The 20,331-nt window shown below is 64.4% G+C and carries 12 protein-coding genes; 5 read left to right on the top strand and 7 right to left on the bottom strand.

Annotation, left to right across the window (positions count from 1 at the left end):
• Window positions 1-82: 82 nt before the first annotated feature.
• A complete protein-coding gene (locus AU381_RS11160) occupies window positions 83-2,302 on the bottom strand; it encodes a transglycosylase domain-containing protein (protein ID WP_064241759.1) in 2,220 nt (739 codons plus the stop codon).
• Between the two features lie 512 nt (window positions 2,303-2,814).
• Here AU381_RS11160 and AU381_RS11155 point away from each other — a divergent pair.
• Both AU381_RS11155 and AU381_RS11150 read left to right on the top strand, forming a co-directional pair.
• A complete protein-coding gene (locus AU381_RS11155; RefSeq protein ID WP_064241758.1) occupies window positions 2,815-3,702 on the top strand; it encodes a DMT family transporter in 888 nt (295 codons plus the stop codon).
• 107 nt (window positions 3,703-3,809) lie between these two features.
• On the top strand, window positions 3,810-4,298 hold the full coding sequence (locus AU381_RS11150; RefSeq protein WP_064241757.1) for a hypothetical protein: 489 nt from the start codon (window positions 3,810-3,812) through the stop codon (window positions 4,296-4,298).
• A gap of 162 nt (window positions 4,299-4,460) precedes the next feature.
• Here AU381_RS11150 and AU381_RS11145 read toward each other — a convergent pair whose 3' ends face one another.
• The 3 genes from AU381_RS11145 to AU381_RS11135 form a co-directional block, all read right to left on the bottom strand.
• On the bottom strand, window positions 4,461-5,408 hold the full coding sequence (locus AU381_RS11145; protein ID WP_064241756.1) for a lysylphosphatidylglycerol synthase transmembrane domain-containing protein: 948 nt from the start codon (window positions 5,406-5,408) through the stop codon (window positions 4,461-4,463).
• A 271-nt stretch (window positions 5,409-5,679) separates the two neighbouring features.
• Window positions 5,680-7,071: a M20/M25/M40 family metallo-hydrolase gene (locus AU381_RS11140; RefSeq protein ID WP_082909800.1), complete on the bottom strand. Its 1,392-nt coding sequence runs from the start codon at window positions 7,069-7,071 to the stop codon at window positions 5,680-5,682.
• Between the two features lie 98 nt (window positions 7,072-7,169).
• Window positions 7,170-7,613: a MarR family winged helix-turn-helix transcriptional regulator gene (locus tag AU381_RS11135; protein ID WP_064241754.1), complete on the bottom strand. Its 444-nt coding sequence runs from the start codon at window positions 7,611-7,613 to the stop codon at window positions 7,170-7,172.
• Window positions 7,614-8,041: 428 nt separating this feature from the next.
• Here AU381_RS11135 and polA point away from each other — a divergent pair, with 428 nt between their 5' ends.
• A complete protein-coding gene (gene polA / locus AU381_RS11130) occupies window positions 8,042-11,056 on the top strand; it encodes a DNA polymerase I (RefSeq protein WP_064241753.1) in 3,015 nt (1,004 codons plus the stop codon).
• Window positions 11,057-11,219: 163 nt separating this feature from the next.
• On the opposite strand, the gene AU381_RS11125 is transcribed toward polA, so the two are convergent.
• Window positions 11,220-12,221 carry a chemotaxis protein CheB gene (locus AU381_RS11125; protein ID WP_064241752.1) on the bottom strand — a complete coding sequence of 334 codons (1,002 nt, stop codon included), beginning with the start codon at window positions 12,219-12,221 and terminating at the stop codon, window positions 11,220-11,222.
• A 298-nt stretch (window positions 12,222-12,519) separates the two neighbouring features.
• On the opposite strand from AU381_RS11125, the gene AU381_RS11120 reads away from it, so the two are divergent.
• A complete protein-coding gene (locus AU381_RS11120) occupies window positions 12,520-16,011 on the top strand; it encodes a chemotaxis protein CheB (protein WP_064241751.1) in 3,492 nt (1,163 codons plus the stop codon).
• Window positions 15,995-16,381, top strand: a complete 387-nt coding sequence (locus tag AU381_RS11115) for a response regulator (protein ID WP_064241750.1) — start codon at window positions 15,995-15,997, stop codon at window positions 16,379-16,381. The genes AU381_RS11120 and AU381_RS11115 overlap by 17 nt, the downstream gene beginning before the upstream one ends.
• Before the next feature lie 14 nt (window positions 16,382-16,395).
• On the opposite strand, the gene AU381_RS11110 is transcribed toward AU381_RS11115, so the two are convergent.
• Complete coding sequence (locus AU381_RS11110) at window positions 16,396-17,028, bottom strand: TetR family transcriptional regulator (protein WP_064241749.1); 633 nt, start codon at window positions 17,026-17,028, stop codon at window positions 16,396-16,398.
• A gap of 150 nt (window positions 17,029-17,178) precedes the next feature.
• Window positions 17,179-20,325, bottom strand: a complete 3,147-nt coding sequence (locus tag AU381_RS11105) for an efflux RND transporter permease subunit (RefSeq protein ID WP_064241748.1) — start codon at window positions 20,323-20,325, stop codon at window positions 17,179-17,181.
• Between the last annotated feature and the right edge of the window lie 6 nt (window positions 20,326-20,331).

The following is a 20,331-nucleotide window of genomic DNA, read 5'->3' as shown; positions in this document are numbered from 1 at the left end:
CCTGCTTCCAAGAGGGCAGCCGGTGCGCGCGACGCGTGCGCCCGCATCGGCCGCCGTCGGCCTGCCGATGGCGGTGCCGCACTCAGCCGCCGGTCAAGAGTTCAAAAAGCGTGGTGCGGCGGGTGGCGCCGGTCGTCTCGCCGACGCCCGCCGGTGGGATCGGGCCGCCCGTCGGCTCTCCGGTCGGGCGGGTCTGGTCGACGGCGACCGCACCGTCCATTGCTGCCGGCCGTTCCGGGAAGGCTGCGGGATCACCGAAGCCGTCGGGCAGGGTCTCGCCGCCGGCGACCGGGGTAGCCTCGTCGAAGACCGGCTGGACGCCGGTCGTGCCGAAGAGCGGCGAGGGCGAAAGCCCTTCATGCGCGGCGACCATGAAGTCGTGCCAGGCCTTGGCCGGCAGCCCGCCGCCGGTGACCTTCTTCATCGACTTGCCGTCGTCATTGCCGAACCAGACGCCGGTCGTCAGGTTGGACGTATAGCCGACGAAGAGCGCGTCGCGGAAGGATTGCGTCGTGCCGGTCTTGCCGGCCGCTTCCCAGTCCGGCAGGCGCGCCTTCTTGCCGGTGCCGTTCGTCAGGACGCCCACCATCATCCGGTTCATCTCGCTGACGATCGCCGGATCGAGCACCCGCGGCGGGTTGTCATAGGTGTTCTCGTAGAGCACCGTGCCGTCGGCGGTGGAGATGCGGCGGATGACATGCGGCGTCGCCTTGAAGCCGCCGTTCATGAAGGGCGCATAGGAGGAGGTGAGCTCGACGAGCGTGACCTCGGACGTGCCGAGCGCGATCGACGCGTTCGCCTGCATCTCGGAATCGATCCCCAGCCGATGCGCGAGCTTGACGACGTTTTGCGGCCCCACCTCCATGACGAGCCCAGCGGCAATCGTGTTCAGGGAATTGGCCAGCGCATCGGCGAGCGTCACCTCGCCGCGATATTTCTGGTCGTAGTTCTCCGGGGTCCAGTTGCCGATCCGGACCGGCGCGTCGTTGCGCACCGACATTGGGGTGCGGCCGATTTCGAGCGCCGCCGCATAGACGAAGGGCTTGAAGGCGGAGCCCGGCTGGCGCTTCGCCTTCGAGGCGCGGTCGAACTGGCTCTCGGCATAGTCCCGGCCGCCGACCAGCGCCCGGATCGCGCCGGTGCCGTCGATCGACACGAGGGCCGCCTGCGAGGCGTTGAGCTTGCCGCCCTCCTCGTCGAGGGTCGCGGCGATGACCTCTTCGGCCTTCTTCTCGAGCGTCAGGTCGATCGTCGTGTCGACGATCAGGTCCTGTTTGATCTCGCCGATCATGCCGGGGAGCTGGTCCATCACCATGTCGGCGACATAGTGCTCGGCTCCCGACCAGAAGCTCTTGGCCCTGGTCGGCGTCTGCGACATCGCGGTCTTGATCTCGGCGTCGGTGATGTAGCCTTCCTCGCGCATGGCACCGAGCACCACCTGGGCGCGCGCCTCGGCGGCCTCAGGGTCGCGCGCCGGCGAAAGCCGCGACGGCGCCTTCAACAGGCCGGCGAGCACCGCCGCCTCGCCGAGATTGACGTCGCGCGCCGACTTGTTGAAGTAGCGTCGCGACGCCGCCTCGACGCCATAGGCATTGGAGCCGAAGAAGACGCGGTTGAGATACATCGCCAGGATCTGGTCTTTGGTGTATTTCTGCTCCAGCCAGAAGGCGAGCAGCACCTCCTGCACCTTTCGCTCGAGCGTGCGCTCCGGCGAGAGGAACAGGTTCTTGGCGAGCTGCTGCGTCAGCGTCGAGCCGCCCTGGACCATGCGCCGGCTCATCAGGTTGGTCAGCATGGCGCGCGCCAGCCCCAGCGGGTCGACGCCGAAGTGCGAATAGAACCGGCGGTCCTCGATGGCGATCACCGCCTGCGGGATGTAGGGGGACATGTCCTCGAGCGCCAGCGCCTCGCCGCCGGTCGCACCCCGATTGGCGATGATCTCGCCGCTTACCGCCAGGATCTTAACGTTCGGCGGACGCTCGGGGATCGACCAGCTCGTGGCACTGGGCATCCGTGCGCCATAGTAGAGCACCAGCCCGCCGACGCCGATCGCCCCCCAGATGCCGAGCACGACGCACCAATAGGCAAGCCGCCGCACCAGACCGAAGAAGCCGCCGCCGGACCCGCCGCGGCTGCGCCGGTTACGCGTCTCGCGCCCGCTTTTGCCGCTCGGCCGGGCGCGCTTGGCCTTGCGTCCGGCACCGCTGACGCGATCGCTGGCATCGACGCGCAGAGCGTCGTCGTCATCGTAGTCGCCGCCGAAGGAAGGTTCGATCCGCTGCCCTGATTTTCTGCTCGCCATGTCCGGTAGGTACGCCCCTTGAGCTGAGCCGGTTCACCATCGCTCCAAGCGCTGCCGGCGGCGCATTCTTCGCAGCGGACCGGACCTCTGCCCGCCCGCCGTGCCGATCCGTCGACTGTAAATGCGGCAATTTAAGGGGGAGTTAAGAAGCGGATTGTGGAAAAACCAAGTGGGTTCAAAACCTTGACCTTTTAAGGCTCTCCGCTGCGGACCCGTCCAGCGGGCGGATACCGCCTTGCACCGGCTGCAATGCTGCGATGCAACATTGGCAGTATTAAATCAGCCGGAATGACTTATGATCATCCTCATCGATGCGCTGCACCTCCTCCCGCGGCGCCCGATGCGGGTCGGTTTCACTCCTCCTCCCAGGAACCGGCCGAGTTCGAAGACCCCGACGCCACCTCCTCCCGGCTCGGGGTCTTTTTCTGTCAACTCACCCGCTTCTCGCAGCTCTGGCGAGCCGCCCGAGAAAGTCGTGGTCTTGGCCGCTGGACGCGTGTATCGACGAGCGCATGAGATCCAAGGCAAACGGCTACGTCTTCGCGCTCCTGGCGATCGTCATCTTCTCGATCCAGGACGGGCTTTCCAAGCATCTCGGCGCCCACTACCCGCCGGTCTTCGTGGCGATGATCCGCTACTGGGCCTTTGCCGCCTTCGCCACGGCGCTGGCCTGGCGGTCGCCGGCGGGGCTCAGCGCCACCGCGGTGACGAAAAGGCCGCTGCTTCAGGTGCTGCGCGGCGTGCTGCTTCCCGCTCAGATCGTCGTCGTCATCACTGCCTTCACCGTCGTCGGGCTTGCTCATTCGCAGGCGATCCTGGCGGCGACGCCGATCTTCGTGGCGCTGCTGTCGATGCCGCTTCTCGGCGAGCGCGTCGGTTGGCGCCGCTGGTCGGCGATCACCGCGGGGCTCGTCGGCGTGCTGTTGATCCTGAAACCTGGCGAGGGCACTTTCGAGGTCGACTTTCTCCTGCCGCTTGCCGGGGCGCTGATGTTCGCCGTCTATGCCATCACGACACGGCTCGTCAGCCGCGATGATTCGGCTATGACGAGCTTCTTCTATACGGGCGTCGTCGGCGCGGCGGCGATCAGCCTCGTCGGCCCGTTCTTCTGGGCGACGCTGTCGGGCCCGGACTGGGTGTGGATGATCCTCCTCTGCATCACCGGCAGCCTGAGCCATTATTTTCTCATTCGCGCCTATGACCTGCTCGATGCCGTCGCCGTGCAGCCGCTCACCTATCTGCAGCTCGTCTTCGCCTCGATCATGGGTGTGACGATCTTCGGCGAGACCCTGACGGCCAACATGATCATCGGCTCGCTGCTGGTGGTGGTGGCGGGGATCTTCACCGTCTGGCGCGAGCGCGTCGTCGCGAGACGCAAGGCTGGACTGCCGCCAGGCTGACGTATTTCATCGGTTCAACGCAAAATCGTCGTCATCGTGCTCGATCGTTCGGACGCCTGGCCGGCGATTCGCGCCGGCCTCGATCATCAGCTCGAAAGGGGAGACGAATGAGGATCGGCTCGATAATCCTGACATTGGCAGCCCTGTCGGCGTCGAGCGTCGCGGGCCTGGCGCAGGAATCCACCCCTTACATCGACGACCGTTCCGACGGCACGGCGCTCGTTCGCTCGCTCTACAACGCGATCAACCGCAAGGAATATGCGAGAGCCTATGCCTATTTCGGCGACAAAAAGCCGGTCGGCGAGTTCAAGGCCTTTGCCGATGGCTACGCGAAGACCGAATCGGTCGAGGTTCGGATCGGCAAGGTGGTGTCCGAGGGTGCCGCCGGAAGCATTTACGCGGCCGTGCCGGTGGCGATCGAGTCCGTCGAACAGGAAGGCAGGGTCCGCTTCTTTTCCGGCTGCTATGTCGCGAGAATCATCAACCCGTCGCTGCAGGTGCCGCCGTTCACCCCCTATCAGATCGAGACGGCGCGCCTCGATGAGGCGGAGGGACCGGTAGACAAAGCGATTCCGGGAGAGTGCAACGTGCCTTAGTGCTTGGCAGTTGATTGCCCCTCTCCTCGGGTTTAACCCGAGGACTAGCCCTCTCCCCGTAAAAACGGGGAGAGGGGACTTAGGCCGGTGCGGCACCGCCCCTTCGCCCCGCCCGCGGGGAGAAGGTGGCCGGCAGGCCGGATGAGGGGGAAGTCTTTACGTCTACGACCCCTTCGCGTCGCGCTGCTCCAGGAAGCGCGAATGCTCGAAGACGAAGATGACGACGAGCGCCAACACGAAGGGGATCAGCAGGTAAAGCAGCCGGAAGATCGCCAGCGCCGCCAGCACGTCGGCCGGATCCATCTCCGGCAGTGCGGCGATGAAGACGAGTTCGAGCACGCCGAGCCCGCCCGGGGCGTGGGACAGCAACGCTGCCGAGAAGGAGGCGAGGAAGATGCCGAGAACGACGATAAAGCCGGGATTGCCCGCCTCCGGCAGCGCGAAATAGATGATGCCGGCGGCGCCGATAAGCTCGACGGGGGCGATGACCAATTGCCTCACGACGATCGAGGGCCGCGGGTAATGAAGCTGGAACCATCGGGTGCGCAGGGGCCGAAGGCCAACCAGACTTCCAAGAATGTAGAGGCAGATAAACGTCAGGAGCAGGCCGCCCGTCGTCAGCGACATCTCGATCGGCAGCACCTCGGCAAATCGCTCGATGATATCCGGCTTGGCAAGCAGCACGATGGCCGAGAGCATCAGCGTGCCGAGCGTGAAGGTGAAGGAGCAGAAGGCGACGAGAATGCCGATCTCGCCGGGCGTCAGTCCCTTCGAGCGATAGGCGCGATAGCGCACCACGGCGCCGGAAAACACCGAGGCTCCGAGATTGTGCGAGAGTGCGTAGGTCGTGAACGAGCAGAGCGTGATGAACCAGATCGAAATGCGGTGGCCGAGATGGTCGAGCGCCAGCTTGTCATAGGCGGCAAGCGCCGCATAGGCGACGAGCGTCGAGCCCATGGCCAGCAGCCAACTGGTGAAGGAAATGGCCTGGAAGCTTGCGACGAACTCGCTCAGTGACAGTCCGCGCAATTCATGAATCAGCGCGCGCACCGAAAAGACGATCGCCGCCAGCCCGACAGCCGGCCAGAAATATGCCTTTAGCCGTGTCATGCTGGCGCCAGGGCGACGTATCGACCGAGGCTTGTCCAGCTATGGAGGGTGTCGCCCGGGCGGCCATATCCGCCGTTGCAGAAAGAATCGCGCCTGAGACGCGATGCCTCGATACTCACCCTTGCCAACAGCCCATTCCCATTCTGTGCGTTTCAAAAAGGGAAGCATTCCGAGGCGGTGAGGTCAAGCAGCACTGGCCGGATATCCGCTCGGATGTCCTCTATTGAGGGTGAGCCGCCGCGAACCTCCGCAGCGGCTGACTGCTGTGGGATCAACCGGCAAGCGCGTCGAGGATGCGGATCCAGGAACGGATGCCCTTGTGGAAGGATGTGAGCTCGTATTTCTCGTTGGGCGAGTGGATGCGGTCGTCGGCAAGGGCGAATCCGACGAGCAGCGATTCCATGCCGAGCATCTTCTGGAAATCGCCGACGATCGGGATCGAACCGCCCATGCCGATGACGATCGCCGGCTTCGGCCATTCTGCCGAGAGCGCCGCCTTTGCGGTGGTGAGAAGCGCCGAATCATAGGGCAGATGAATAGCCGGCGAAGCACCATGGGGGTGGAACTCGACCGAGCAGTCCGCCGGAATTTTCGTGCGGACATAGGCGCGGAAGCTCTCGCGGACCTTCGCCGGGTCCTGGTTGCCGACGAGGCGGAAGGAGACTTTGGCGGAGGCTTGCGCGGCGATCACCGTCTTGAAGCCTTCGCCGGTATAGCCGCCGGTAATGCCGTTGATCTCCGCCGTGGGGCGTGCCCAGGTCAGTTCCAGTACCGAGCGTCCCTTTTCGCCGGAGGGGATCGAAAGTCCCACTTCGCCGAGGAATTTCTCGGCCGTCCGGCCGAGCGTCTCCCAACTCGCCTTGATCTCGCTCGGCGTCTCCTCGACGCCGTCGTAGAAGTTGTCGAGCGTGACGCGGCCGGTCTCGTCGTGAAGCCCGGCCAGAATGTCGGCGAGGATGTGGATCGGATTTGCTGCCGCGCCGCCGAAAAGGCCGGAATGCAGGTCGCGGTCCGCAGCCTTGACGATGATCTCCTCGCCGACGAGGCCACGCAGCCCCGCCGAGATCGCCGGCGTTTCGCGGTCCCACATGCCGGTGTCGCAGATCAGCGCATAGTCGGCCTTGAGCTCGGCGGCATTCGCTTCGAGGAAGGGCTTCAGCGACGGCGAGCCGGACTCCTCTTCCCCTTCGAAGAGTATGGTGATGCGGCAGGGGAGCACCCCATGCGTCTCCTTATAGGCGCGCACCGCCTCGACGAAGGTCATCAGCTGCCCCTTGTCGTCGGAGGTGCCGCGGCCAGTGATCACCTGGCGGCCAGGTTCGAGTTCCTTGATTCCCGGTTCGAAGGGAGGGGCGTCCCAGAGGTTCAGGGGATCGACGGGCTGGACGTCGTAATGGCCGTAAAAGAGCAGGTGCGGCGCGCTCGCCTTTTCGGCGGCATGATGGGCGACCACCATCGGATGGCCGGGCGTGTCGCGCACCGAGGCTTCGAAGCCGAGGGCTTTGAGTTCAGCCGCCAACCATTCGGCCGCCTTGCGGCACTCGGCCCTGAAAGCCGGGTCGGTGGAAATGGACTGGATGCGGACGAGGTCGAAAAGCCGCTCGAGGCTTTGGGGAAGGTTTGCGTCGGCGCGCTCGAGCACAGGGGTGATATCTGCCATCAATGCGAATCCTTGTGTGGGTTTCGCCGGCGAAACTAGAATCGAATGGAGGCGGCTTTAAGCGAAATCTTCTGATGCACGACAGAGAGTCAGGATGGCGCTCAGCAGGGGTCGCCGCTGCGCGCCGCATTGGCCAGCGCCATGCGCATGTATTCGAGCATGAGCTCCTTCTCGAAGCGCCGAAAACCGGCGAGCAGCGACTGCTCCGCCGCGACGGCCGCCTCCTTCGCCGCCGCCTCCATGCCCCGGGCCCGTTCCGTCAGGAAGATCTGCTGCGAGCGCCGGTCGCTCGGATGCTTGCGCCGGAAGACGAGGCCGTCGCGCTCCATGCGGGCGAGCGTATTGGCCATGGTCGCCTGTTCGATGTCGAGACGGTCAAGAAGCTGCTTCTGCGTCAGCCCGTCCTCGGCCCACAATTCCAGCAGGATCGGAAACTGCCCCGGGGCGAAGCCGAGCTTGTGCGCCCGCTCCTGCAGGGCGCGCGAGAAGCTTCTTGCCAGCAGGCTGGCCAGATAGGTCGCAGAGTCCGCACGGTTGAAGGCCATGCCCATGCGTAGGCCCGAATCGGGATGAAGACAAGTTACAAAGCAGGCGATGGAGTGGATCTTGATTCAAACAAAAACCGCCACGGCGCGGAGGCGGCGCCGTAGCGGTTTCGTGAAAGCGGGACAAAGGCCCGGAGAGGGGGATGAGGCCTTTGTCCACATCTGGTGCGGGCGGGGGACAGGCCAATCACCAGACGACGGCATCGTTTAAGTGCCGCTCACCCTGATTTGAGGATTCAAATGTGGCTTTTCAAGGATTGTCCGACGGACTCGCACATTACAAATGCGTAACGTTTCCGTGAGGCGCTCCCCCGCCGAAATGTTCTGCCCGGACGGCCGGAATGGCTGATGGAAATGGGCACTGCGGCCGATCTTTGCAATCAAAACCGCGATGGACCTTTGCCTCCCCCCGCGCTATCCATTGCCGCATGAAAAACGGTGATCATCTCTTCCTCGTCGACGGCTCGGGCTTCATCTTCCGGGCGTTCCACGCCATCCCGCCGCTCAACCGCAAGTCGGACGGGCTTCCGGTCAATGCGGTCGCCGGCTTCTGCAACATGCTCTGGAAGCTTTTGACCGATGCGCGCGACACCTCGGTCGGCGTGACGCCGACGCATTTCGCGGTGATCTTCGACTATTCCTCGAAGACCTTCCGCAACGGGCTCTACGACCAGTACAAGGCGAACCGCACAGCGCCGCCCGAAGACCTGATCCCGCAATTCGGGCTGATCCGTCACGCCACCCGCGCCTTCAACCTGCCCTGCATCGAGAAGGAGGGCTATGAGGCCGACGACCTGATCGCCACCTATGCGCGGCTTGCCGAAGAGGTAGGCGCAGGCGTCACCATCGTTTCCTCCGACAAGGACCTCATGCAGCTGGTCACGTCCAATGTGACGATGTACGACAGCATGAAGGACAAGCAGATCGCCATTCCCGACGTGATCGAGAAATGGGGCGTGCCGCCCGAGAAGATGATCGATCTCCAGGCGATGACCGGCGATTCGACCGACAACGTGCCCGGCATTCCAGGCATCGGCCCGAAGACCGCGGCGCAACTCCTGGAGGAATACGGCGATCTCGATACGCTGCTTGCCCGGGCCGGCGAGGTCAAGCAGCAGAAGAGGCGCGAGGCGATCATCGCCAATGCCGACATGGCGCGCCTGTCGCGCGAACTGGTGAAGCTGGATAAGAATACGCCGCTCGATGTGCCGCTCGAGGATCTGCGGCTCGATTCGCAGGACGGACCGAAGCTCATCGCCTTCCTGAAGACGATGGAGTTCAACACTTTGACGCGCCGCGTGGCGGCGGCGACCGATACCGATGCGGAGACGATCGAGCCGGCCCATGTCCCGGTGGAATGGGGTGCTCAAGCGCACGGGCCCGATCTCGACGTCGGCGAGGCCGCCGGTCCGCCGCCGACGCAGGCGTCGTCGAGCGCCGCGCCGCCGCGCGGCAATGCCGCCAAGGCGGCCGTTTCCTTTCTCACCGGTAGAGACGACGCGGACGCCACTGGCGCGACACCACAGGAGCTCGCGCAGATGCGCGCCGAATTCTTTGCCAAGGCTCCGTTCGACCATTCGGCCTATGTGACGATCCGCGATATCGAGACCCTCGACCGATGGATCGCCGATGCGCGCGAGGCAGGCGTTTTCGGCTTCGATACGGAGACGAACTCACTCGACCCGATGCGGGCGGACCTGGTCGGCTTCTCGCTGGCGATTGCCGATTACGGCGGCAATCCGTTGGGCGGCGCCATCCGCGCCGCCTATGTGCCGCTGATTCATAAGAACGGCGTAGGCGACCTTCTGGGCGGCGGGCTCGTGGAAAACCAGATACCGGTGCGCGAAGCCGTGAGCCGGCTAAAGGACCTGCTGGAAGACCCGTCCGTGCTCAAGGTCGCCCAGAACCTGAAATACGACTATCTCGTCATGAAGCGGCACGGCATCACGCTTGAGAGCTTCGACGACACGATGCTGATGTCCTATGTGGTCGATGCCGGCAATGGCGCCCACGGCATGGATTCGCTCGCCGAGCGCTGGCTCGGCCATGTGCCGATTCCCTACAAGGACGTTGCCGGCACCGGCAAGGCGTCGGTGAGCTTCGATTTCGTCGACATCGACAGGGCGACCGCCTATGCCGCCGAGGATGCCGACGTCACGCTCCGCCTCTGGCACGTGTTGAAGCCGCGGCTTGCCGCCAAGGGGCTGACGCGCGTCTACGAGCGGCTCGAAAGGCCGCTGATCGCCGTCCTGGCGCACATGGAGGAGCGCGGCATCACCGTCGACCGGCAGATCCTCTCGCGCCTCTCCGGCGAGCTGGCGCAGGGGGCCGCCGCACTCGAGGACGAGATCTATCGGCTGGCCGGCGAGACCTTCACCATCGGCTCGCCGAAGCAGCTCGGCGACATCCTGTTCGGCAAGATGGGCTTCCCCGGCGGCACGAAGACGAAAACCGGGCAATGGTCGACCTCCGCTTCGGTGCTCGAGGATCTCGCCGCCGTCGGCCACGAGCTGCCGCGCAAGATCGTCGACTGGCGCCAGCTGACCAAGCTCAAATCCACCTATACGGACGCCCTCCCGGGCTTCGTCCATCCGGAAACCAGGCGCGTCCACACCTGCTACGCGCTCGCCGCCACCACGACGGGGCGGCTTTCCTCCTCCGAGCCGAACCTGCAGAACATTCCGGTGAGGACCGCCGAAGGCCGCAAGATCCGCACCGCCTTCATCGCAACGCCGGGCCACAAACTGGTCTCGGCAGACTACAGCCAGATCGAGCTGCGGGTACTCGCCCACGTCGCCGACATCCCGCAGCTCCGCCAGGCCTTCGCCGACGGCGTCGACATCCATGCAATGACCGCGTCGGAGATGTTCGGGGTGCCGGTAGAAGGCATGCCGAGCGAGATCCGCCGGCGCGCCAAGGCGATCAATTTCGGCATAATCTACGGCATCTCGGCCTTCGGCCTTGCCAACCAGCTGTCGATCGAGCGCTCGGAGGCGGGCGACTATATCAAGCGCTATTTCGAGCGCTTCCCGGGCATCCGCGACTACATGGAGAACACCAAGGCCTTTGCCCGCGAGCACGGTTATGTCGAGACGATCTTCGGCCGCCGCGCCCATTATCCCGACATCCGCTCCTCCAACCCGTCGATGCGCGCCTTCAACGAGCGCGCCTCGATCAACGCGCCGATCCAGGGATCGGCCGCCGACATCATCCGCCGCGCCATGGTCAAGATGGAGCCGGCGCTCGAGGAGGCGAAGCTTTCCGCCCGCATGCTCCTTCAGGTGCATGACGAACTGATCTTCGAGGTCGAGGAAGGCGAAATCGAGCGCACCCTGCCGGTGATCGTGTCGGTGATGGAGAATGCCGCCATGCCGGCGCTCGACATGCGGGTGCCGCTGAAGGTCGATGCGCGTGCTGCGCAGAACTGGGACGAGGCCCATTAACGCTGGCGGCCAGCGCAATTTGCCCTCCCCACAAGGGGGAGGGGCTTCAGAGCCCGCGGCAATCCTCGCGTCAGGCGCAAGGATCGAGCATAAAGGTAAGACGGCGCGGCCCGGGTTAGCCCCTCCCACCCGTGGGGAGGGGTTGGGGAGGGGTTAAAGTTACCTACTCCGCATCCTCGACTTTTTCGGCGGCCGCGCCTTCGGACTTGCCGAGAATGGCACGGCGGAGAGTTTCGGCATGCTGCCGTCCCTCTTCGGCCCGTCGCCCGTTCGCCGCGGCAGCCGCGCCGAGACCGTTGCGGCGGGCGTCGTCCGCCATCTTTTCGCTGAGCGTCACCCTTTCTTCGATGATCCGAAGCGCGACCCTCATCGCCTCGTCGACAGCACCCTCCGACTCGGCCGCCAGCGTCTCGGACGTGTAGGCATGCCCGACCTGGCACCGGAACCGCAGGGGCGGCCCCGCCTTGATCTGTGACAGCACGCCGCCGCAGGCCGGGCACGAGAGTGGCACGACCTCGGCGATTTCCGCCAAGGTGGCCGAGTCGATCTGCCGGCCGAGGGCGATGTCGATTTCCAGTCTAACATCGGGCGGGACCGCCACCGGCGGATCGGCCTCCTCGCTCGTAAGCTGGCGAAGCAGCGCCGCCACGTCCGCGAGCGGAGCGCGATAATCGACATCCGTGGCCTTCAAAGCGCCAATCGGCATGTCAGACGCGGCCGCGTCGGTCGGGTTCTGCACGACGGTTACGCCGCCGCACCGCTTCGCGTCGGCAAGACCGGCCGCCCCGTCATTCAGCATTCCGGTCAGAACGACCGCGATTGCCCGCGATCCGTAACTTGCTCCGACGGAGCGAAACAGCGGATCGATGGCCGGCCGGGACAGGTTTTCGCGTGGGCCACGACCCAGCCTGACGACGTCGTCGATGACGAGCATATGGTGGTCCGCGGGGGCAACATGCACGCGCTCGCCGTCGATCGCGGTGGTGACAGGCAGGGGGGCGCCTTGGCCGAGGACATCAGCGAGCAGGTCGTTTCCACGCACGCCGACATGGATGACGACAAAAAGGACGGCAGGAAAGTCGGAAGGAAGATCGCGAAGCAGATGCTTCACTGCGCCGACCCCTCCCATCGACCCCCCGATGGCTATTACGTCGCGGTGGCCCATGACATCTCCGTTCCACCTACAACGCGCCGCAACCCGATAAGTTCGACGCGGCACCGGGGGCCGTTCCTGCGGGGCGCTTTGAGCAAGACGGTGACTAGGGGGCGGAGAATAAAGGAAAATCCCCGGCGGCGCGCTCTTGGCCCCGGAACATCGCCTGCTATAAGATCGCTAGGCCGGAATGTCGGGTTCGGTGTAAAATGTCCGCCTCTTCGGCGGCTATGTTTCGCCAAGAATCCTGAGACTCAACGCGCCTGAACAGCGCTCGCGGCCGCCCAACGACGTGGCAGGGAGGCAGAGCATGGACCAGCAATCAGATCCGCCGATTGTCGGAATCGGAGCTTCGGCAGGGGGCGTTCAGGCACTCCAGACCTTCTTTGCCAGCATTCCGAGCGACACCGACGCGGCTTTCGTCGTCATCGTTCATCTCGATCCGGATGCCAGGAGCGAGCTCGCGAGCATTCTGGCCTCGCGAACGCAAATGCCGGTCATACAGGTGGATGACGAAGCCCGGCTGGAAGGCAATCACGTCTATGTGATTGCGCCGAACCGTCGGCTGAAGATTGCCGACGGCACCATCGCGGCGCTTCCCTTCGAGGAACCGCGGGCGCATCGCGCGCCGATCGATCTGTTTTTTCGCTCGCTTGCCGAGCAGCAGGGTAGCGGATTCGCGATCGTTCTCACCGGTGCAGGCGCGGACGGCGCGATCGGCGTCAAGGCGATCAAGGAGGCGGGCGGCATCGTGCTGGTCCAGGACCCGAGCGAGGCGGAATACGCCTCCATGCCCCGCAGTGCCATCGCCACCGAGGTTGCAGATTTCGTCCTGCCGATTCGCGAACTCACCGATCAACTGACGGAGCTTCTCGCGAGCCCCGCCAACCCGGTCTCGCCCCTTATACGTACGAACGACGAGGATACGCTCGGCCGGATCCTGGCCCATGTCCGCGTCCGAACGGGGCACGATTTCTCGCAATACAAGCGAGCGACGATCCTGCGCCGCATCAGCAGGCGCGCGCAGGTGACCAGGAAGGAATCACTTCCGGAGTATTACGCCTATCTGCGCGACAACGTGGAGGAGGCGCAGGCGCTCTTCAGCGACTTCCTGATTTCGGTCACGACCTTCTTTCGCGATCCGGCAGCGTTCAAGTCATTGGCCGAAAACGTCATCCCGCAACTGTTCAACGGCGATGCGGCGGGCGACAGCATCCGGGTCTGGGTGCCCGGCTGCGCTACCGGCGAGGAGACGTACACGATCGGCATCCTTCTGCTCGAGGAGGCGGCGCGTCGTGATCTCGCGCCGGAAATCCAGGTCTTCGGCTCCGATCTCGACGTCGGCGCGCTCGCGATAGCACGTGAGGGGCGGTATCCCGCAACGATTGAAAGCGATCTGTCGGAGGAACGCCTGCGTCGGTTCTTCCAGCGGGAGGGTGAACACTACCGCGTGCGCCGCGAACTGCGCGACGTGGTGCTGTTCGCGAGCCACAGCCTGCTGAGAGACCCGCCCTTTTCGCATCTCGACATGATTTCCTGCCGCAACCTGCTGATCTATCTCGACCGACAGCTCCAGCAGCAGGTTTGCAGCACCTTCCACTATGCACTCAATCCGGGCGGCGTCCTGTTCCTCGGTTCGTCGGAAAGCGCCGACCATCCCGCAGGGCTTTTCCGCACTGTGGATCGCGAGGCGCGTATCTACCGATCCGTGGCGGGAACAGGCGAGCGGCGCCCGGCGCTGCCCGTGCTGCTCGGACCGAACCAGGCAGCAGAGAGAGCACCGGTACTCGCGCGGCCGCAATCGCTGGCCAGCAGCGTCAGCGATGCGGCCCTGCATCGCCAGATGCTCGAGAAGATCGCGCCGCCCAGCATGCTCATCGATGAAAGCCATCGGGCCATCCATCTATCCGAGAATGCGGGCCGCTTCCTGAGGCCCTCGGGCGGGCCGGTCAGCACGGACGCGACGGACCTCGTGCGCGAGGAGTTCCGCTTCGATCTCCGGGCGGCCCTGCATCGCGCCTTCGAGCGCAACGAGGCAACGTTGAGCATGCCGATCCTCGCAGAACTCGACGGGCAGCCGCACCGCGTCTACTTGCAAGTCAAACCGGTTCTGCAGGGGAGTGACCCGACGCGCCACGCTCTGGTGCTGTTCATCGAAGGCGAGGCGGTCGACAAGTCGGAAGAGGCGACCTCCGAGACGCTCGATGGGCGCCCGGCGACGAACCAGACCATTCGGCAATTGCAGGAGGAACTGCAGCTCGCGCAGAATCGGCTTCGCGTCACGAGGGAAGAGTCGGAAGCCGCCAACGAGGAACTGCGCGCCGCCAACGAGGAACTCCAGTCGATGAACGAGGAGTATCGTTCGACGGCGGAAGAGCTCGAGACGAGCAAGGAGGAACTGCAGTCGATCAACGAGGAACTGCAAACCGTCAACAACGAGCTCAAGCTGAAGCTGGAGAGCGTGTCGCGCGCCCACAGCGACCTGCAGAACCTGATGGCGGCAACCGATGTCGCGACGCTCTTTCTCAATCCTTCGCTGCGCATCAAGCGCTTCACCCCGCGCCTGATGGAAATCTTCAACGTCACGATGAACGACGAGGGGCGGCCGATCACCGACTTCACCCACCAACTCGAATATGAGGGTTTGGCAGAAGACGCGGATTCGGTCCTGGAACACCTCACGCCGATCGAACGGGAGGTCAAGAGCCGTCGTGACGGCTGGTATCTGGTGCGCATGCGTCCCTATCGCACCATAGACGACAAGATCGATGGCGTTGTGGTGACCTTCGTCGACATTACCGAGCGTCGGCATGCCGAGGTGGTGGCGAAGGAGAGCGCACAGCGTCTCGATCAGGAAACGCGGCTTGTGGAGCTTTCGCGCTCGCCGATCTTCGTTTGGGATTTCGACGACGGCATCAAGCAGTGGAACCGCGGCAGCGAGGAGCTCTACGGCTATTCGCGTGAGGAAGCGCTCGGAAAGCAGAAGGAAAACCTGCTCAAGACCACGGTACCCGGTTCGTCGTTCGAGAAACTCAGGCGGACGCTCGTCGAGACCGGCCGTTGGAGCGGCGAGTTGCATCACACGACGAAGGACGGCCAGGTCTTGACGGTGGAGAGCCAGATCGAGCTCGTGCCGCTGGGCGATCGGCGGCTGGTTCTCGAAAGCACGCGCGATATAAGCGATCGCAAACGCTGGGAGCGCCGCCGGCAGCTGTTGCTCAACGAATTGAGCCATCGCGTGAAGAACACGCTCGCCGTCGTGCAGTCCTTGGCGCGGCAGACGCTGCGCACCACCCATTCGAGCGAGGACTTCGTCGAGCGATTCGAAGGGCGCCTCGATGCCTTGGCGAGCGCTCACAAGCTTCTCGTCGATTCGGAATGGAGCGGCGCCGAGCTTGGCGCCCTGGCGCTCAGCCAGCTCGCGGCCTACGCGGGCACCGACAAGCGCAGGCTGCAGATAGAGGGCGATCCGGTGATGTTGCCGCCAGATATTGCCACGCCCTTCGGTCTGGTCCTTCACGAGCTTGCCACCAACGCGGCCAAATACGGCGCTTTCGCCGCGGCGAACGGTCAGGTCAGCCTCAGTTGGAAAGTGGGGAACAATGACCGGCGGCTGGCTGTTACCTGGGAGGAACGCGATGGTCCGCCGGTCGAACCGCCGGCCGAGCAAGGCTTCGGCGGCGTGCTGATCGAAAATGGCCTGCCCGGAGCGACGGTTCACCGCGATTTCCGGCCGGACGGAGTCGTCTGCACGATCGAGATCAAGCTCCCGGAGAGCCCGCACGATGGAGCGCAACGCTGATCAGAACCTGCCTCTTGCCGGCGCCAGAATTCTGGTCGCCGAGGACGAGATTTTGATAGCGCTCGATATGGAAAATGCCTTTCGCGACGCAGGCGCCGACATCGTCGGGCCATGCATGACGCTGGAAGCTGCCCTGGATGCGGCAAGAAGCGAGCCGCTTTCGCTTGCCGTGCTCGATATACGCCTTGGTGACGGGACGACCGAGGATGTCAGCGACATGCTTGCCGAGCGCGGCATTCCCTTCCTGTTCTACAGCGGACAGGCTCTGCCCGACGTGATGGAACGGAAATGCAACGGCGCGGTGGTGGTCAACAAGCCGGCAACCCAGCAGGATCTCGTAGGCGCCGTGGCAAGCATGCTGGCGGCGTGAGCTTTCTGTGCGCTTCAGGCGGCAGACGGGGCGGGAAGCGTCTGCCGGAAGCTGTCGAAGAGGCGCCTGAGCGCGTCGCGGCCCTCGGCTGCGAGATCGAAACGGCGGCCGAAGAGCAGCCATTCGGTACAGAGGCCCGTCATCATCCAGTGCAACGTGCGGACGGCGGATGTCGGCGTCCAGTTGTCCCGTAATTGCCCGCGCTCAAGAGCGCGAGCAAAGGCGAGTTCGAGCATGGCGGTGTGTCGCTCCTTCATTTCCTTCTGGCGGTCGAGCACAGCGGACATTTCATTGTCGTAGTCGCACCGGAGCATGATCGCGAGAATGCGCTGCCGCTGCTCGTCGACGGCAAGCATTTCGAGCCAGTCGCCGGTCGCTTCCTCGACGATGGCCAGCGTGTCGGAGGTCTCCGTCTCGATCTCACGCGCGATCATGTCTTCCTGCGGCAAAGGCACCGCATCGTAGAGCGCCAGGAAAAGATCGGTCTTGTTGGCGAAGTGCCAGTAGATGGCGCCGCGCGTCACGCCGGCTTCACTGGCAACCTCGTCGAGGGTCGTGCCCGAGACACCCTTCTTGTAAAAAACGCGCTCGGCGGCGCTCAGGATCTTCTTTCGGGTTGCCTCGGCATCGGCCTTGGTTCGGCGCATGTCGTTCTCCTTGCTACAGCGCCGCGCGTCTTGAAGACGCGCAAAGGTCGCTGTAGCACTTTGAATTGCTGCATGTTTGCTTAAATCTGCGACGATCTAAGCAAACATGCAGTTGACGGCCCGCCGGTGAGGGCGGGCCGTGCTTACGCTTTACTCGGCGGGCGTGGCGTTCCCGGATGCGGCCTGCGGTGCCGCGCCCGTCGCCTCTCTCCGCTCGAAAATCTTCATGACGAACACGAAGAAGACCGGCACGAAGAAGATCGCCAGCACCGTGGCCGAGATCATCCCGCCCATGACGCCGGTGCCGATGGCGCGCTGGCTGCCGGAGCTTGCGCCGGTCGCGATCGCGAGCGGCAATACGCCGAGCGTGAAGGCCAGCGAGGTCATCAGGATCGGCCGGAAGCGTAAGTGCGTGGCTTCGAGGGTCGCGTCGATCAGCGACCGGCCCTGTTCGCGCAGCTCCTTGGCGAACTCGATGATCAGGATGGCGTTTTTCGCCGAAAGCCCGATGATCGCGATCAGGCCGACCTTGAAGTAGACGTCGTTCGGCATGTCGCGCATCGTCACCGCCAGCACCGCGCCGATGACGCCGAGCGGCACGACCATGATGACCGAGACGGGGATAGACCAGCTCTCGTAGAGCGCCGCCAGGCACAGGAAGACGAGCAGGCAGGAAAGCGCGATCAGGAGCGGCGCCTGCGAGCCCGACTGGATCTCTTGCAGCGACTGCCCCGTCCATTCATAGCCGAAGCCCGCCGGAAGCTCGGCCGCCAGCCGTTCCATCTCGGCTATCGCATCGCCGGAGGAGTATCCGGGAGCGGCATTGCCGCTGATGCGCACGGCCGGATAGCCGTTATAGCCCACCGTCTGCGTCGGTGCCTTGACCCACTCGATGTTCGCGAATGCCGAAAGCGGAACCATGCCGCCATTCGAATTGCGGACATTGAGGTTCAAAAGATCCGCCGTCTGCATGCGCTGGCTCTCGTCCGCCTGCACCGTCACGCGCTGCATGCGGCCGGCATTCGGGAAGTCGTTGACGTAGGACGAGCCGAGATTGGTCGAGATCGTCGAATTGATGTCGGCAAAGGTCACGCCGAAGGTGTTGGCCTTCTCGCGATCGATGTTGACGCTGACCTGGGCCGCATCGGGCATCCCCTCGAAGCGCACGCCGGTCACGATCTTGCTTTGCGAAGCAAGGCCGAGAAGCTGGTCGCGCGCCTGGGCAAGAGCCACTTCGCCGAGACCGGCGCGGTCCTGCAGCCGGAAGGAGAAGCCTCCGGTGGTGCCAAGGCCCTGGATCGCCGGCGGCGACAGCGCGAAGCTGATCGCGTCCTTGATCTGGCTCATCGCCATCGTCGCGCGGCCGGCGATCGACTGGGCGGCGTTGTTCGCATCGCGTTCGCTCCAGTCCTTGAGCGTCACGAAGGCGAGGCCGGCATTCTGACCGGTGCCGAAGAAGGAGAAGCCGTTGATGGCGACGATCGTATCGACGGCCGGCTCCTGGCCGAAGATCGTCTCCGCCTGCTCGATCACCTCCGTCGTGCGGTTGCCGGTGGCTTCGGACGGCAGCTGCATCATGACGATGACGAAGCCCTGGTCCTCGTCCGGCAGGAAGGAGGAGGGAAGCTGCAGGAAGGCCCAGGCGAGGCCTCCGAGCAGTGCCAGATAGATGACCATGAAGCGGCCGGTGCGCGTCACGAGACGTCCCACAATGCCGGTATAACCGCGCGAGGTCCGGTCGAAGCTGCGGTTGAACCAGCCGAAGAAGCCGCGCTTGGCGTGGTGATGGCCCTTCGGGACCTGTTTCAGGAAGCTCGCGCAGAGCGCCGGCGTCAGCGATAGTGCAAGAAACGCCGAAAACAGGATCGAGACGACCATGGTCAGGCTGAACTGGCGATAGATCACGCCGACGGCACCCGGGAAGAAGGCCATCGGAATGAACACCGAGGCGAGCACCAGCGTGATGCCGATGACCGCGCCGGTGATCTGCCTCATCGCCTTGCGCGTTGCTTCCTTCGGCGTCAGCCCCTCCTGCGACATGATGCGCTCGACGTTCTCGACGACGATGATCGCATCGTCGACGAGGATGCCGATCGCCAGCACCATGCCGAACATGGTGAGCACGTTGATGGAGAAGCCCATCGCCAGCATGACGGCGCAGGTGCCGAGAAGGGCGACCGGCACGACCAGCGTCGGGATGATGGTGTAGCGGATGTTCTGCAGGAACAGGAACATCACCAGGAAGACGAGCGCGACGGCTTCGACCAGTGTCTCCACCACCTTCTGGATCGAGACGGCGACGAAAGGCGAGGTGTCGTAGGGAACGGAATATTCAAGCCCCGGCGGGAAGAATTCGGCGAGCTCGTCCATGCGCGCCTTGATCGCTTCCGAGGTCGAGATCGCATTGCCGCTCGGCGAGAGCTGCACGGCAATCGCCGCCGAGGGCTTGCCGTTGAGGCGCGTCGAGAAGGAATAGCTCTCGCCGCCGATCTCGATGCGGGCGACGTCGCGCAGCCGGACGGCGGAGCCGTCGGCGTTCGCGCGAAGCACGATGGCGCCGAATTCCTCCGGTGACGAAAGCTGGCCCTTGATCACCACCGGGGCACTGATCTGCTGGGTGATCGGATTCGGCTGGGCGCCGATCGAGCCCGAGGCGATCTGGGCGTTCTGCGCCTGGATCGCCGCGGTCACGTCGGCGGCGGTGAGGTTGAGGCCGAGCATCTTGTCGGGGTCGAGCCAGACGCGCATCGAGCGCTCGGTCGCGAAGAGCTGGGCGCGGCCGACGCCCTGGACGCGCTGGATTTCGCTCAGGACGTTGCGGCTCAGGTAATCGCCGAGGCCGATCGCGTCCATCGAACCGTCGGTCGAGGTGAGCGAGATGATCAGCAGGAATCCGGAGCCGGCCTCGTCCACCTGGACGCCCTGCTGCTTCACAGAATCGGGCAGCCTCGGCTCGACACGTTGCACCCGGTTCTGAATGTCGACCGAGGCCTGGCTGGGGTCGGTGCCCGGTTCGAATGTCGCATTGATCTCGACCGAGCCGGAGGCGCTCGTCGTCGATTCGAAGTAGAGCAGGCCTTCGACGCCGTTCAGCTCATCCTCGATCAGCCGCGTGACGCTCTGATAGGTGTCCTGCGACGAGGCGCCGGGATAGGTGGTGTTGATCGAGATCTGCGGCGGCGCCACGTCCGGATATTGCGAAACCGGCAGCAGCGGAACCGCGATGATGCCGGCGACCATGATGAAGATCGCCACCACCCAGGCAAAGATCGGCCTGTCTATGAAAAAACTTGGCATGAGTCG

The organism is Sinorhizobium glycinis, assembly GCF_001651865.1.
In the GTDB taxonomy this organism is placed as follows: domain Bacteria; phylum Pseudomonadota; class Alphaproteobacteria; order Rhizobiales; family Rhizobiaceae; genus Sinorhizobium; species Sinorhizobium glycinis.
The sequence above is the reverse complement of the archived record's forward strand: the minus strand, read 5'-3'. Positions and strand labels throughout refer to the sequence as shown.